The sequence below is a fragment of the Candidatus Thioglobus sp. genome (assembly GCF_028599055.1).
Classification (GTDB): Bacteria; Pseudomonadota; Gammaproteobacteria; order PS1; family Pseudothioglobaceae; genus Thioglobus_A.
This window is the reverse complement of the sequence record NZ_JAQRMS010000025.1, coordinates 1-13881: the sequence shown is the minus strand read 5'-3', so window position 1 is coordinate 13881 and position 13881 is coordinate 1. Positions and strand designations below refer to the sequence as shown.

General features: G+C 37.5%; 16 protein-coding genes. 12 read left to right on the top strand and 4 right to left on the bottom strand.

Annotated features, from left to right (window positions below; all coding sequences use genetic code 11):
• The first annotated feature begins 30 nt into the window (after nucleotides 1-30).
• The 4 genes from PSN35_RS03010 (at nucleotide 31) to PSN35_RS02995 (ending at nucleotide 2194) form a co-directional block, all read left to right on the top strand.
• The gene (locus PSN35_RS03010; protein WP_300029241.1) at nucleotides 31-432 is read left to right on the top strand and encodes a transposase; all 402 of its coding nucleotides are present in this window, start codon (nucleotides 31-33) and stop codon (nucleotides 430-432) included.
• Nucleotides 433-521: 89 nt separating this feature from the next.
• The gene (locus PSN35_RS03005) at nucleotides 522-758 is read left to right on the top strand and encodes a CopG family transcriptional regulator (protein WP_300029239.1); all 237 of its coding nucleotides are present in this window, start codon (nucleotides 522-524) and stop codon (nucleotides 756-758) included.
• Nucleotides 751-1020 (top strand): type II toxin-antitoxin system RelE/ParE family toxin, encoded by a 270-nt coding sequence (locus tag PSN35_RS03000; RefSeq protein WP_300029236.1) that lies wholly within the window; start codon nucleotides 751-753, stop codon nucleotides 1018-1020. The genes PSN35_RS03005 and PSN35_RS03000 overlap by 8 nt, the downstream gene beginning before the upstream one ends.
• Nucleotides 1021-1126: 106 nt before the next feature.
• On the top strand, nucleotides 1127-2194 hold the full coding sequence (locus tag PSN35_RS02995) for a tetratricopeptide repeat protein (RefSeq protein ID WP_300029233.1): 1068 nt from the start codon (nucleotides 1127-1129) through the stop codon (nucleotides 2192-2194).
• Here PSN35_RS02995 and PSN35_RS02990 read toward each other — a convergent pair.
• Nucleotides 2180-2596 carry an NnrU family protein gene (locus PSN35_RS02990; RefSeq protein WP_300029231.1) on the bottom strand — a complete coding sequence of 139 codons (417 nt, stop codon included), beginning with the start codon at nucleotides 2594-2596 and terminating at the stop codon, nucleotides 2180-2182. The two genes, PSN35_RS02995 and PSN35_RS02990, sit on opposite strands and share 15 nt — an antisense overlap.
• Nucleotides 2597-2650: 54 nt before the next feature.
• Between PSN35_RS02990 and ubiM the strand changes: the two genes are divergently transcribed.
• Both ubiM and pdxH read left to right on the top strand, forming a co-directional pair.
• On the top strand, nucleotides 2651-3850 hold the full coding sequence (gene ubiM / locus PSN35_RS02985; RefSeq protein ID WP_300029228.1) for a 5-demethoxyubiquinol-8 5-hydroxylase UbiM: 1200 nt from the start codon (nucleotides 2651-2653) through the stop codon (nucleotides 3848-3850).
• A complete protein-coding gene (pdxH, locus tag PSN35_RS02980) occupies nucleotides 3850-4488 on the top strand; it encodes a pyridoxamine 5'-phosphate oxidase (RefSeq protein ID WP_300029225.1) in 639 nt (212 codons plus the stop codon). The genes ubiM and pdxH overlap by 1 nt, the downstream gene beginning before the upstream one ends.
• Here the strand turns inward: pdxH and aroE are convergent.
• The 3 genes from aroE to PSN35_RS02965 form a co-directional block, all read right to left on the bottom strand.
• Entirely contained in the window at nucleotides 4477-5280 is an 804-nt protein-coding gene (aroE, locus tag PSN35_RS02975; RefSeq protein WP_300029223.1) for a shikimate dehydrogenase, read from the bottom strand. The two genes, pdxH and aroE, sit on opposite strands and share 12 nt — an antisense overlap.
• Nucleotides 5281-5283: 3 nt before the next feature.
• A complete protein-coding gene (locus PSN35_RS02970) occupies nucleotides 5284-7413 on the bottom strand; it encodes an Rne/Rng family ribonuclease (protein ID WP_300029220.1) in 2130 nt (709 codons plus the stop codon).
• 359 nt (nucleotides 7414-7772) lie between these two features.
• Nucleotides 7773-8492 (bottom strand): pteridine reductase, encoded by a 720-nt coding sequence (locus tag PSN35_RS02965; RefSeq protein WP_300029217.1) that lies wholly within the window; start codon nucleotides 8490-8492, stop codon nucleotides 7773-7775.
• A 16-nt stretch (nucleotides 8493-8508) separates the two neighbouring features.
• On the opposite strand from PSN35_RS02965, the gene PSN35_RS02960 reads away from it, so the two are divergent.
• The 6 genes from PSN35_RS02960 to PSN35_RS02935 all read left to right on the top strand — a co-directional run.
• Entirely contained in the window at nucleotides 8509-9603 is a 1095-nt protein-coding gene (locus tag PSN35_RS02960) for an SAM-dependent methyltransferase (RefSeq protein ID WP_300029214.1), read from the top strand.
• 12 nt (nucleotides 9604-9615) lie between these two features.
• On the top strand, nucleotides 9616-10410 hold the full coding sequence (locus tag PSN35_RS02955) for an undecaprenyl-diphosphate phosphatase (RefSeq protein ID WP_300029211.1): 795 nt from the start codon (nucleotides 9616-9618) through the stop codon (nucleotides 10408-10410).
• Nucleotides 10392-12914, top strand: coding sequence for an aminopeptidase N (gene pepN, locus PSN35_RS02950; protein ID WP_367183371.1), 2523 nt, complete (start codon nucleotides 10392-10394; stop codon nucleotides 12912-12914). The genes PSN35_RS02955 and pepN overlap by 19 nt, the downstream gene beginning before the upstream one ends.
• 233 nt (nucleotides 12915-13147) lie before the next feature.
• A complete protein-coding gene (locus tag PSN35_RS02945) occupies nucleotides 13148-13429 on the top strand; it encodes a hypothetical protein (RefSeq protein WP_300029208.1) in 282 nt (93 codons plus the stop codon).
• Complete coding sequence (locus PSN35_RS02940; protein ID WP_300029206.1) at nucleotides 13416-13739, top strand: type II toxin-antitoxin system RelE/ParE family toxin; 324 nt, start codon at nucleotides 13416-13418, stop codon at nucleotides 13737-13739. Before PSN35_RS02945 ends, PSN35_RS02940 begins: the two co-directional genes overlap by 14 nt.
• Nucleotides 13739-13881 (top strand): CinA family protein (locus PSN35_RS02935; RefSeq protein WP_300029243.1); only part of this gene is annotated, 143 nt, incomplete at its 3' end. The genes PSN35_RS02940 and PSN35_RS02935, both read left to right, overlap by 1 nt.

Here is a 13881-nt window from a genome sequence, read left to right as displayed (position 1 = left end):
ATTGGTGAAACACACAGGCTTTATACAAAAATGATCAATACCCGCGAGCAGTGGACGGGCTATTTATGGCAAGGGCGTTTTGCTTCGTTTCCCATGGATGAGTCATATTTGCTCAGAGCGGCGGCTTATGTAGAACTTAATCCTGTGGCCGCTGGCATGGTCAAAAACCCCTGGGATTACAAATATAGCAGTGTTCATGCGCACTTATCTGGCAAAGATGAGCTGGGAATCATTGACCCGAATCCCTTGCTCGATTTGGTTGATGATTGGAAGCTTTACCTGAAGCTGTCAAAAGATGACAAGGTTGACGAGCTACAAAAGCATGCGCGAACAGGCAGGCCACTTGGAGAAGAGGGCTTTGTGAAAACTGCAGAGGGGTTGCTTGATAGGGTTCTTAGAAAAAACAAGCCTGGACCGAAAGTAGATAATTAAGTATTGTGTCCCTTTAATTCCTTCAATTTGACGTTTGAATAAAATTGAATATAATAGTTTATATATTTATTCAAATAAAGGTGATTGATATGAAGACAGTAACTATGCGTGTTGATGATGACATTTATAAAACCATTAAGCTAGCCGCAGAAGGGCAAAAGCGAAATATCTCAAATTTTATTGAATTTGCTACGATGCAATATTTGCTAACAGATCAATATGTTGATGAACTTGAGATGAAAGAGATATTACAAGACAAAGTGTTGCTTGATAATTTAGAAAGCGGACTTAATGATTTAAAGGCTGGAGATTATACGATTGTCTAAATTTCAGATTGCAGAAACCAAAACTTTTATCAAGACTAGAAAAAAGATAGATGACAAGATTTATAGTAAGATTGTGCAAATTGTTTATCCGCAATTGAGAGAAAATCCATTTTTTGGTACCAACATTAAAAAATTAAAGGGTAATTTAGACGGTTATTATCGGTATCGAATCGGCAGTTATCGTTTGTTTTACTTAATTGATAATGAAAGGGTGTTGGTTGCAATTGTTGATTTGCAACATAGACAAAAGGCTTATGGATAAACATATAAACATATAATTAAGTATCGTGTCCCCTTAATTCCCTTAATTCAGAAAGCTTGTTGGGATTAGTTAGTTTTTAGGATTGTTATCGTTTACAATTCCAATCATGAAATTTTTATCGATTGCTGTATTGATTTGGGCAGGAGTGCTTAGTGCCAACACGTCTTTATATGAAAGAGGGCGCGATTATTACTACGGTCAAAATGTTGAAAAAAATTTAGAGAAAGCTAAAAGCGCTTTTGAACACGCAGCTAAACTAGATAATCTTGATGCTATTAATGCTTTGGGCATTATGTATATTACTGGCACGGGTGTTAAGCAAAATGATATCAAAGGTATTGATCATCTAACGCGCTCAGCTACTTTAGGTCATCCAAAATCTCAATATGATTTAGGCTCTATGTATTATTTAGGTATAGGTGTTGAGCGTGATTTAAGTTTGGCTCAGCAATGGATTAAAAAATCCGCCATTCAAGGTTATGCAGATGCGCAGAATAATCTAGCTAAGATGTATGAGCAGGGCGTTGGGGTTAAAAAAAATCCAATACTTGCCAACAGGTGGAGACTTAAATCAGCTGAATCGGGTAATAGTGATGAGCAGTATCGCTTGGGTGTTGCTTATACGGATGACGAAGATTATGAACAAGCTTACAGTTGGCTGTTAAAGTCGGCCAATCAAAACCATGCCAAAGCCCAGGAAAAATTAGCGGCTTTGTTTGAGCAGGAATTTTTTCTTTATAAATTTGGCGCTCAACCTAGTGCCAAAAAAGCATTTACTTGGTACCGGAAATCGTATGATAATGGTAATGATAAATTAAGCCATAAATTGGCTGATTTATATGAACAGGGTATTGGCACTGAAGTTGATTATGTTAAGTCGCATGCGCTTTATCGAAAGGCACTCGATCAAGGAAATTTAGATGCTTATTTGGCCATTGCTCAACATTACAAACTGGGTAACGGTGTTAAGAAAAATTTGGAAAAAGCTTATAGCTTTACCATTGCAGCAGCAAGAAAAAATCATCAACCATCACAATTTGAAGTGGCAAAAATGTATCTTAGTGGCACCGGAGTAAAAGTGTCAATTAGTAAAGCTAAATATTGGCTAAATAGGCTTCAAAAAAACAATCATCAAGAAGCGATTGGGTTGCTAAATTCATTAAATAAACGGTAGAAATCTGCCAGTTTTCTTTTGGTAGTTTTTATAGTGATGAAATCGCTTTGATAATAACTTCTCTTCAAAATTGGATTTTAGAAATAAATCAACAATAAGAATTAGCATAACAATTTGATTAATAAGAGTTGTATTGGTTAGCAGCAAAGCTAAGCAGGCGAGCATAACGCTTGTGTACATTGGGTGACGAATATAGGTGTAAATACCAACCGTGACCAATTGATGATCTTTTTTTAATGCAGGCGTGATATTTAAATTGGAAATCTTCATATTGGCTAAAGCAATTAGTCCGATTAGCAAAGATAAAATCAATAAAACAGTTGAGATTAAATTGAAATTGTCTAATTGAGCGTTGGCAATTAAGAAGAAAATTGCACTGAATTGAATAACAACATAAATCATGATTAGCTTGGGTAGTTATAATAAGCTTATTATCTCAAATTATTTACGCTAGAAATGCAAACACCTTACGATATTGTAATTATTGGATCAGGCCCAGCAGGGTTAAGTTTTGCTTGCTCGATGCTTGATACAGACGCCAGGGTTTTATTAATTGAGCGTTCAGATTTTGAGTCTATTTCAAAGCCACAAGAAGATGGCCGAGAGATTGCGCTTACGCATTTATCGCTTAAAATTCTAAAAAAATTGGGCGTTTGGGATTTGATTGATCAAACTCAAGTTGCCCCGTTAAGAGAGGCCAAGGTATTTGATGGTGATTCGCCTTCACTGCTTAACTTTAAGCCTGATCAAAAAAACATTGATGCTTTGGGTTATTTGGTACCTAATTACTTGATTCGTCAAGCATTGTTTGATCGAATTAAAGATGCTGCTAATATTGACCTTAGGTGTGATGCTAAAGTGAGTGATGTTCAGCAACAGCCTAATCATGCGCAAATTGTGCTTGAAAATAATGAGACGATTGAGGCTAAATTAGTCATTGCAGCAGACTCTCGTTTTTCTGAAATTCGACGAAAAGTTGGCATTCCTACGCTAATGAAAGATTTTTCTAAAGTGATGATTGTGACAAAAATGACGCATGAGAAGCCGCACAACAATATTGCTCTAGAGTGTTTTGATTATGGCAAAACACTGGCTTTATTGCCAATGGTGGGCAATGCATCTTCTGTGGTGTTAACAGTTAAAACTAATGAATCGCAAAAAATGCTAGACATGTCAGAAGAGGAATTTAACAGTTTTGTGACTGATTTCTTTAAGGATGAATTCGGGCATATGACACAAGCCGGTGTTAGGCATTCCTATCCATTGATTGGCACGCATGCGCAAACTTTTATCGCGCAGCGATTTGCATTAATTGGTGATGCTTCTGTTGGCATGCATCCTGTCACAGCACATGGTTTTAATTTAGGATTAAGAGGGCAGGATATACTGGCCAATTTAGTTAAAGAGGCACTGACTCATGGTCAAGATATTGGCTCAGAGCCTTTGTTAAAGCTTTATGAGAAAAAGCATATCAATCTAACTCGATTAATGTTTTTTGGCACAAATGGTGTGGTGGCCTTATTTACCAATGATGCGCCAGTTGTTAAGCAAGTGAGGAGAATGGTGTTGAAAATTGCTGAGCATTTTCCACCGATTAAATATCTTATTTCACACCATTTGACTGAAGCAAATAAAAATAAATTTTTACCTTTCTGATGAGTGTTGATTTACAACAACTTAGGCGCGAATTTACCAGCAGTGGTATAACGCGTGCGCAAATGAATGAAAATCCATTTGTTCAGTTTGAACAGTGGATAGAGCAAGCGAGTGATGCGCAATTAACCTTGCCAAATGCCATGAGTTTGGCCACCAGTAATGAGGACGAAGTGAGCCTTAGGACGGTATTGTTAAAATCATTTGATGAGCAGGGGTTTGTTTTTTTTACCAATTATAATTCAACAAAATCGCAACAAATTAAAGCCAATCCAAATGCTGCGTTGCTTTTCCCTTGGCTAGATTTAGAAAGGCAAGTTAAAATCTCTGGCGCTGTTGAGAAAATATCAACCTTGGAGTCTGTTAAGTATTTTTCATCACGCCCTAAAGATTCTCAATTAGGCGCTTGGGCGTCAAGTCAATCTAGTGGCCTCACATCCAGACAGGCGCTATTAATGCAATTTGAAGCGATGAAGAATAAATTTAAACAAGGTGAAATACCTCTGCCAGATTTTTGGGGTGGGTATCGTGTTATTCCGCATCGAATTGAATTTTGGCAGGGTAGAGAAAATCGCCTGCATGATCGTTTTGTTTATCTTAAACAGGGCGATAATTGGATCATTAAACGTCTAGCGCCTTAAGTTGCTGATGACTGGTTGAGTATCAGGTTTCTTCCCGGTCCAAAACTCAAAACTACTGGCTGCTTGTTCAACCAGCATGCCTAATCCATCAACAATCATAGTAGCATTATTTACCTTTGCCCAATCCATAAATGGCGTTTGTTTGCCATACATTAAATCATAGCAAATAGCACCATTTGCGCAACCACCAGCAATATCAGGCATCTTGCCATCAAGTGATGCGCTGGTTGCATTGATGATGATATCTACCGGATCATTCTTGATTTTTTCTAAACCAAATCCACACGTTTTGCCATAGCTTGAAAAATCTTTTTGTAGTTTCTCGGCTTTACTAGCGGTTCGGTTGGCAATCATAACCCGTTTAGGGGATTGTTCTAATATGGGCAATAGAATGCCTTGTGTTGCGCCACCAGCCCCTAAAATCAACACAACCTTGTTTTCAAGGTTAATCTTTAGATTGTTTACCAAATCATTAACCAGCCCTATGCCATCAGTATTTTCACCAATAATCACATCGTCTTTAATTTTAATGGTGTTGACAGCGCCTGCCATTTTTGCATTTAACGTTAGCTCTGAAGCAAAGTTAAAAGCATCTAATTTAAAAGGCACAGTGATATTAAATCCACTAGCACCTTTGTTGATAAACTGATTGGCGCTATCACAAAACCCATTAATTGGTGCAAGGATTTTTTTATATTCAACCGTTAATCCTGTTTGCTGTGCAAATTGAGCATGAATATCAGGCGATAGACTGTGTTCAATCGGATTACCAAATACAGCCAATTTAATCATGAGTTAATCTTCTAGCTTAATTTCTTGAGGTTTTGGTTGTTGAGTGGCTTTAGGCTTTGGTGTAGTTGCTTTATTGCCATCTTTTTGTGGCTTATCTGCCATATTGCCGTTAACTTGTTTTTGATTAGAATTGTTGCCATCAGCTTGCTTTTTAGGCTGATTATTCTGCTGCTTAGGTTTATTCTGTTGTGGCTTATCAGCTTGCTTTTTAGGCTGATTATTCTGCTGCTGCTTAGGTTTATTCTGTTGCGGCTTATCAGCTTGCTTTTTAGGCTGATTATTCTGCTGCTGCTTAGGTTTATTCTGTTGCGGCTTATCAGCTTGCTTTTTAGGCTGATTCTGCTGCTGCTTAGGTTTATTCTGTGCGTTATTGCTTTTACCTTTATTACGATTACGGTTGCGATTACGGTTGCGATTTTTATTATTCGAACTATTATTGCGCTTATTTGGTTTCTTTTTCTTTTTGCCAAATAATGCCGCTTTTATTCTCTCCAATAAAGAAGGTTTTTGCACTTTTTTGCTTACTGCTTCAGGAACGCGCGTTTGCGGGCGATTCATATTAATAGCTGGAATCTCTGATTCATCAGCCAATCCGTTTTCGGCCAATGTTTGCTGTGGTTTAGAGATGCCTTGGTAACTCTTATGTTGAGACTTTTTATTACCTTTTTGCTTGTTAATGGTAAAGTTCGGAAATTGCATGTACGGATTTGGCAATAGCGTTATTTTGATACTATGCTTAGCTTCTAATCGGGCAATATCCTGGCGCTTTTCATTAAGGATGTAAGTGATTACTTCAACACTTGATTGAATGGTTAATCTAGAGGTTTGATTGCTGGCATTACAGCCATCTTCTAGTTGCCTTAAGATGTTGAGTGCCAGTGTTGGAATAGTTGGCGTAGTGCCGCGTCCATGACAAGCCGGGCAAGATTTTTCAACCGATTCGGTCACAGAGCTCATAAGGCGCTGTCGCGACATCTCAAGTAAACCAAATTTTGAAATATTGCCGATTTGAATGCGAGCTCGATCTGATTGAGTTGCTGTTTCCATGGCCTTTTCAATGGCTTGTCGATGCTCTTCGGTTGCCATATCAATAAAGTCAATAACTACTAGGCCACCAATATCTCTAAGTTGTAATTGGATGGCGATTTCTTTGGCAGCTTCTAGGTTGGTGTTGTAGGCTGTTTCTTCAATATCAGAGCCTTTTGTGGCGCGTGCAGAGTTAATGTCAACAGCCGTTAATGCCTCTGTTGGATCAAACACAACTGTGGCACCTGTACGTAGTGTTACTTCACGATTGAAAACGCTTTGTACTTGGTTTTCAACACCCATGTGGTTAAATAAAGAATGCTCACTGACATCAAAGAACTTGATGCGATCAAGGTATTGAGGCAATACAAAGCTAACAAACTCTTTGGCATTTTGAAACGCCTCTAATTCATCAATAATAACACTGTCGGTATCAGCACGTAGGTAGTCTCTTAAGGTGCGAATAATAATGTCACTTTCTTGATAAATTAAGAAGGGTGCAGCTCGATTCTCGGCAGCTGTATTAATGGATTTCCATAGGTCAGATAGGTAATCTACCTCCCATTGAAGCTCCTCTAGGCTTTTGCCACTACCTGCAGTACGAATAATTAGGCCTGAGTTTTTAGGCATAACAATTTTGCCGATAATTTCTTTTAATGATTGACGATCATTTGAAGTAATTTGACGAGAAATACCGTGGCTTTTAGGGTTGTTAGGCGTTAGAATCATGTACGCACCAGCAAGGTTGATATAGGTGCTTAAAGCGGCACCCTTGTTACCACGCTCTTCTTTTTCAACCTGTACAATGATTTCTTGACCTTCTTTTAGAACGTCAGAAATAGTGAGTTTAGAGCCTTTCGGAGTGGCGCCATTGTAGAGTGATTCGGCTACTTCTTTAAATGGCAGGAAGCCTTGTCTTTCTTTACCGTAGTCAACAAACGCTGCTTCTAAAGATTGCTCTACTCGAGAAATTTTACCGCGATAAATATTGCCTTTGGTTTTCTTATTAAGGCTGGTTTCAATGTTAAGCCCAGTGAGCTTTTTGTTCTTGACAACACCTACTCTGATTTCCTCTTTGTGAGTGGCGTTGATTAAAATATGATTCATGGTTAAGTCCTTGTTGTGGTGGACTTATATGCGCACATAGGCAATCAGCACTCAGGTGCTGATTCGAGATTAAAGTGTGATCTATATTCATCATTAATGATAAAAACCTTTCTTTACAAGGGTTTAAACCCTTTTTCAGGTCTTGCTACTCTAGCGTAATAAGATCTGAATTATTCTGTTATGTGGCATTAATAAGCCCAAAATATTATTAAACTTTTGTGGCGTTATTGTTGGCACAAAAGTATTTATAAATTCTTTATTGGCTGATAAAAACAAATATCAAGCCTCTTTATTTTAACACAAATGATAAGGATTTAGTGTTAAAAGAAAGTTTGATGTAGAAGGGCTCTTTATTTGCTTTATTGGTTGAGTGATCGACCACCATCAACAGCAATAATCTGACCAGTGATGTAGTTTGAATTTGCTAAAAATACGACAGTATCGGCGATGTCAGTTGCAGACCCTTGTTTGTTTAGGGCGATTTTTTTAAGCATGGATTGTTTTTGTGCTTGAGTCAGTTCTGCATCATTTTCAGGCCACAAAATTGAGCCTGGTGCTACACCATTCACTCGAATATTTGGAGATAGATCCTTAGCCAGTGTTTTGGTCATCATGCCAATCGCGGCTTTAGAGATATTATAAAGTGAGTGATTTTTCAATGGTCGATCTGCATGAATATCAACAATATTAACAATACAACCATGACTCGCTTCAAGCTGTGGTTGTAGATTGACAGATAAAAACAAAGGCCCCATTAAATTAGTATTCATCATTGTTTGATAATTAGCTGGCGTAATATCGGCAATAGGTGTTGGGTAAAAGATTGATGCATTGTTAATCAAGACATCTAGCTTGGTAACGCTTTGACATAATTGCTCAATATCAGTTAAATCTGCAAGCTCAGCAGCTACTATTTCAGCTGAATCAGGTCGAATTTGATTTAATTCGTCCGCTAGAGATTTGGCAGCAGATTTTGACGTACGATAATGAATGATCAGGTTGAATCCTGCCTGATGGAGGCTGCGACAAATTTGTTGACCAATGCGATGTGCACCACCTGTGACTAAAGCTGTTTTCATATAAAATACTAGTTCGATGAACCTTGAAGAAATTATTAAAGATACTATTATACAAAATCAAGCGCCCATAGGTTTTGATGAATTTATGCAATTGGCTTTGTATTATCCAAAATTGGGCTATTATCGCTCAGGGTCTGAAAAATTTGGTGAAAAAGGTGATTTTATCACTGCACCTGAAACATCAGACTTATTCGGGTTTTGTCTAGCAAAACAGTGCGCTGAAGTATTAAAGTTGGAAGATGATATTTTAGAGTTTGGTGCTGGCAGTGGTGTGCTTGCTGCGCAGATATTGTTTGAATTAGGCCGATTGAACAAACTACCCAAACATTATTATATTTTGGAATTAAGTGCTGAACTTAGGTATCGTCAACAGCAAACAATTTCCAGTGTGCTGCCTGAATTGTTGGGTCGAGTGGTTTGGTTGGATGAATTGCCCAAAGGGTTTTGTGGCGTTGTTATTGCGAACGAAGTCCTAGATGCCATGCCAGCAAAACGAATCATTCAACAAAAAAAGCATTTTTATGAATTAGGTGTTGGCTTAAGTCAAACGGGGTTTGATTGGCAGATTAAGAATATTAAGCTTAGTGAGAATGATTATGCGTTGCCATCACTGATGAGTGAAGGATATACGACTGAAATTAATCAGCAGGCAAATGCTTGGATTAATGCTTTGCATGATGCTGTAGATAACGCACTAATTTTGCTTATTGATTACGGCATGCATCGAGATGAATATTTTCATCCACAGCGTAATGACGGCACACTGCGTTGCTATCATCATCATAAAGCCAGTGACAATCCTTTTATTAATATTGGCGAGCAAGACATTACCACATCGGTTAATTTTTCAGATATTGCTGATCAAGCCAGCTCAAGTGGTTTTAATATTATCGGGTATGCAACACAGGCAATGTTTTTACTTTCTTTAGGGATTGATGAGTATCTTTTGAACGAAACTGATGAAAATAAACGCATCACGCTTGCACAACAAGTCAAGCAGTTAATTTTGCCCAGTGCCATGGGTGAGAGCTTTAAAGTGTTGGCGCTTAATACAACACAACAGGTAAAATTAACCGGATTTAAAGAACAAGACTTGACGCATAAGTTGTAAACTTACCTTATTATGGATTTCATTCAAACAATCGTATTAGCATTGGTTCAGGGACTAAGTGAATTTTTGCCAATCTCTTCTTCGGCGCATTTAATTCTGGTGCCAAAAATAACGAACTGGCCTGATCAAGGGTTGGCCTTTGATGTGGTTGTACACATGGGTACTTTGAGCGCCATTGTGTTTTATTATCGAGCCATTATCAAAATGTTAATGATTGATTTTTTCTACTCAGTTATTAAGGTTCAAACCGTTGGCCAATCCAAGATGGCTTGGGGTGTTTTATTGGGCACTATTCCTGTTGGTTTGGCTGGGTTGCTGTTTAAGAATTTTATTGAAATTAATTTACGCTCAACCGAAATTATTGCTTATTCAACCTTGGCTTTCGGCCTGTTGTTAGGTTTAGCAAGCTGGATTGATGGCCGTAATACAGCGCCAAGATCTGAGTTGAGTTGGACAGATGTGAGCTTTATTGGTGTTATGCAAGCTTTGGCACTAATTCCAGGTACCTCAAGATCAGGTATTACCATTACTGCTGGCTTATTGATTGGTTTGTCTAAAAACATATCGACACAATTTGCCTTTTTGTTATCCATTCCAGTGATTACATTATCTGCATTATTGATGATGTTGGATCTGTATCAACAGCCGCAAGTAGTCGATTGGCCCATGTTAATTGTTGGGTTTTCTATAGCGGCGATCAGCTCATACTTGACCGTGGTATTTTTTATTAAACTGCTTGATACAATTGGATTAATGCCGTTTGTTATGTATAGAATTATTTTAGGAGTATTGTTATTAGCGCTATAGCACCACAACCGATTTACAGAAAAGATTATCAGCCTAGCGCTTATCTTATTCATACTACAGAGTTAAGTTTTGATCTACGCGAGAATGAGACGATAGTTAGCTCAAAGATTCATTTTTATAAAAATCCCAAATGCTTGACCAATGACAATACACTTTTTTTAAATGGTATTGACTTAGAGTTAATCTCTATTGTTATAGAGGGTGATCAGCCTAATTATGAATTGCAAGATGAGGGGTTGCAGTTATATCAATTGAACGATGAGTTTGTATTGGAGCTTGTTAATCGAATTCATCCTGAAGTTAATACTAGTCTTAATGGTTTGTATCAGTCTAGTGGTAATTTCTGTACACAATGTGAGGCGCATGGTTTTAGGCAAATTACCTATTATCTTGACAGGCCAGACGTTCTGAGTGTATTTACGACACACATCATTGCTGATAAAGATAAATATCCAGTGTTACTTAGTAATGGTAATTTAACCAAAACATCAGCAGGAAAAGTCACCTGGCATGACCCTACTTCAAAACCCTGTTATTTGTTTGCACTGGTGGCTGGTGATTTTGCCGTATTGGAAGATAGTTATACAACCATTTCGGGCAGGGAAGTAGCGCTTAAAATTTATGTTGAGCATCATAATATTAACAAAACTGGTTTTGCCATGGATTCGCTTAAGCGTTCTTTTGCTTGGGATGAGTCACGTTTTAATTTGGAATACGATTTAGATATTTATATGATTGTGGCCGTGGATGATTTTAATATGGGCGCTATGGAAAACAAAGGCTTGAATATTTTTAATTCAACCTTTGTATTGGCAGATCCGAAAACAGCGACTGATAAAGATTTTATTAATGTTGAAGCGGTTATTGGTCATGAGTATTTTCACAATTGGACGGGTAACCGAGTCACTTGTCAAGATTGGTTTCAGCTAAGCTTGAAAGAAGGTCTGACCGTTTTTAGAGATCAAGAATTTACCTCTGATTTACACGCTCGTTCGATTAAGCGTATTGAAGATGTTAACGCACTACGCACGTTTCAATTTGCAGAAGACGCAGGGCCGATGAAGCATCCGGTCAGACCAGAAAGCTATATAGAAATGAACAATTTTTATACGCTAACTGTTTATGAAAAAGGTGCAGAAGTGATCCGCATGATTCATAGTTTTTTAGGTGAAGCAGGTTTTCAAAAAGGGATGAAACTTTATTTTGAGCGTCATGATGGTGATGCGGTTACGATTGATGATTTTGTTGCCAGCATGAGTGATGCCAATGATTTTGATTTCAAACCCTTCATGACTTGGTATTCATGCTCGGGCACACCAAGCGTTAGCATTAGTTCGAATTACAACGAAAAAGAGCAAAGTCTGCAAGTGGTTGTCAAGCAACTTGGTGAGCATTGTTATTTCTGGCCTTTGAATTATGCTTTGTTCAGTGAACAAGGTAAAAAGATCAAGCAAGGTATGCTAACAGTTGATCAAAAACAACAAGAGTTTGTATTGACAGGGGTTACTTCTAAACCAATCGCTTCGTGGTTGCGAGAGTTTTCAGCACCTATTAAGCTAGTTACAGAGTTAACGGTTGTGCAAAAAATAGTTTTGGTTGGCTGTGAAGAGGATGCATTTTCTATTTGGGATAATGCACAGCAAATATGGCTGTCAATGATTCTAACGCCAGATAAGGTGAATGAGATGAATTTTTTCAACGCCCTTGAAAAATTCATTAACACAACCACAGATAAATCTTTAGTAAGCAAGGTATTAACCCTGCCTTCAGAGCGACTGTTACATCAACAGGTTAAGGTGATTGATGTGTTTAAAATTCAGCAGCAGCGTGAAGCGGTCATTCAAAAAATACTCAATCGATTCGAATCATTACTACTTGCCACTTATCAATCATTAATTAATACCGATGTTTATGAGTTGACGCCCGAAGCAGTTGGCAATAGATCTTTAAAAAATACTTGCTTGTACTATTTGAGTCAAGCAGGGCATTTGCAACTCGTTAATGAGCAGTTTAACCAAGCGAATTGCATGACCGATCAGATTGCTGCTTTCAATGCATTGCTTAGTTGTAAAAACTCTTATCAAGCGCAAGCTAAAGAGGTTTTTTACCAAACTTATAAAGATGACGTTCAGGTGATGGATAAATTCTTTGCTGCACAGTCCACTGCTAAATTGACAACCGTAGAGGATATTGAGCGATTAATGACGCATGAGTTGTTCTCGTTTAACACGCCAAATCGTCTGCGCAGTGTGGTGGGTGGTTTTACTCAAAATTATATTAATTTTCACCATCAGGCTGGTTATGAGTTTTTTACTGATATTATTTTAAAATTAAACAAAAGTAATCCACAAATAGGCGCGCGATTGGTATCGGTTTATAACCATTGGAGGCGCTTCACCCCAGAGCTAAAAGCACTGCAAAAACAGCAGTTGGAGCGGATTATGCAAACAAAAGATTTGTCAAGCGATATCTTTGAAATTGTTCAAGCGGCGCTTAAACCCTAATCCAAAAATAGAAATCACCAACCTAGCGCCACCCCTTACCCCATATGCATTTACAAAAAATAGCCGCCGAACCTATGGGTGGGACTAATATTTTTTACAAACGCATATGGGGCAAGGGATAACACTATTTTAGCAATTTCTATATTTGGATTAGGGTTAAATAAAATAACATTTGTTTTTTAATGGTAAAACAATAATATATAATTTAATTTCAATTTATAAAAAAATATACTATGCATACCGTAAAAGAATTAGAAAAACAGCAAGTTGGACTGAGAATGCCTGCTTATTTGTTAAACGAGATTGACGAATTGACCAAAAAATACAAGGTCAATCGCTCAGAAATTTTAATTGAAGCAGCAAAAAGCTATATTGATAGTGTTGCCGAGCGAGACGTTCATCAGCGTTTACACTCAGCGTTGAAAGAGGTGAAGTTAATGAGCGCAGGTGAAACGCCTAGCATTAGTGCAAGGGACACTATTAAAGAATTAAAAGATGCGCTTGAAAATAATTGAAACCAAAAAATTTTTCAAATCCTTTAAAAGGCTTAGTAAGAAATATAAAAAACTTGTTTATGATTACGAAAAATTGGTTGATGTTTTAGAATCTAATAGTCATAACGCCACTCAAATAACAGACAATATTTACAAAATTCGCCTGCAAAATTCATCAAATCCAAAAGGGAAAAGTGCTGGTTTTCGTGTGGTATATTTTTTAAAAATTGAACAAGATACTATTTATCTATTGGATATTTTTAGTAAAAGTGAAACCACTAATATCGAAAAACACAAGCTGCTTGAGATGCAAAACGCTTTAAATATTTAGTGAAAAAATTATCTAAAATTCTAAAACAAAAATCACTTACCATCGCCGTAGCAGAGTCTTGTACGGGTGGTAATTTATCTGCATTACTCACCAGTGAAAGCGGTTCCTCTGAGTATTTTGATAGAGGTTTTATCACTTATAG

What these genes read in the sequence shown, in the direction of transcription:
- PSN35_RS03010 (WP_300029241.1), top strand. Translation starts at nt 31, where the DNA reads ATGATCAATACCCGCGAGCAGTGGACGGGCTATTTATGGCAAGGGCGT.
- PSN35_RS03005 (WP_300029239.1), top strand. Translation starts at nt 522, where the DNA reads ATGAAGACAGTAACTATGCGTGTTGATGATGACATTTATAAAACCATT.
- PSN35_RS02995 (WP_300029233.1), top strand. Translation starts at nt 1,127, where the DNA reads ATGAAATTTTTATCGATTGCTGTATTGATTTGGGCAGGAGTGCTTAGT.
- PSN35_RS02990 (WP_300029231.1), bottom strand. Translation starts at nt 2,596, where the DNA reads ATGATTTATGTTGTTATTCAATTCAGTGCAATTTTCTTCTTAATTGCC.
- ubiM (WP_300029228.1), top strand. Translation starts at nt 2,651, where the DNA reads ATGCAAACACCTTACGATATTGTAATTATTGGATCAGGCCCAGCAGGG.
- pdxH (WP_300029225.1), top strand. Translation starts at nt 3,850, where the DNA reads ATGAGTGTTGATTTACAACAACTTAGGCGCGAATTTACCAGCAGTGGT.
- aroE (WP_300029223.1), bottom strand. Translation starts at nt 5,280, where the DNA reads ATGATTAAATTGGCTGTATTTGGTAATCCGATTGAACACAGTCTATCG.
- PSN35_RS02970 (WP_300029220.1), bottom strand. Translation starts at nt 7,413, where the DNA reads ATGAATCATATTTTAATCAACGCCACTCACAAAGAGGAAATCAGAGTA.
- PSN35_RS02965 (WP_300029217.1), bottom strand. Translation starts at nt 8,492, where the DNA reads ATGAAAACAGCTTTAGTCACAGGTGGTGCACATCGCATTGGTCAACAA.
- PSN35_RS02960 (WP_300029214.1), top strand. Translation starts at nt 8,509, where the DNA reads ATGAACCTTGAAGAAATTATTAAAGATACTATTATACAAAATCAAGCG.
- PSN35_RS02955 (WP_300029211.1), top strand. Translation starts at nt 9,616, where the DNA reads ATGGATTTCATTCAAACAATCGTATTAGCATTGGTTCAGGGACTAAGT.
- PSN35_RS02945 (WP_300029208.1), top strand. Translation starts at nt 13,148, where the DNA reads ATGCATACCGTAAAAGAATTAGAAAAACAGCAAGTTGGACTGAGAATG.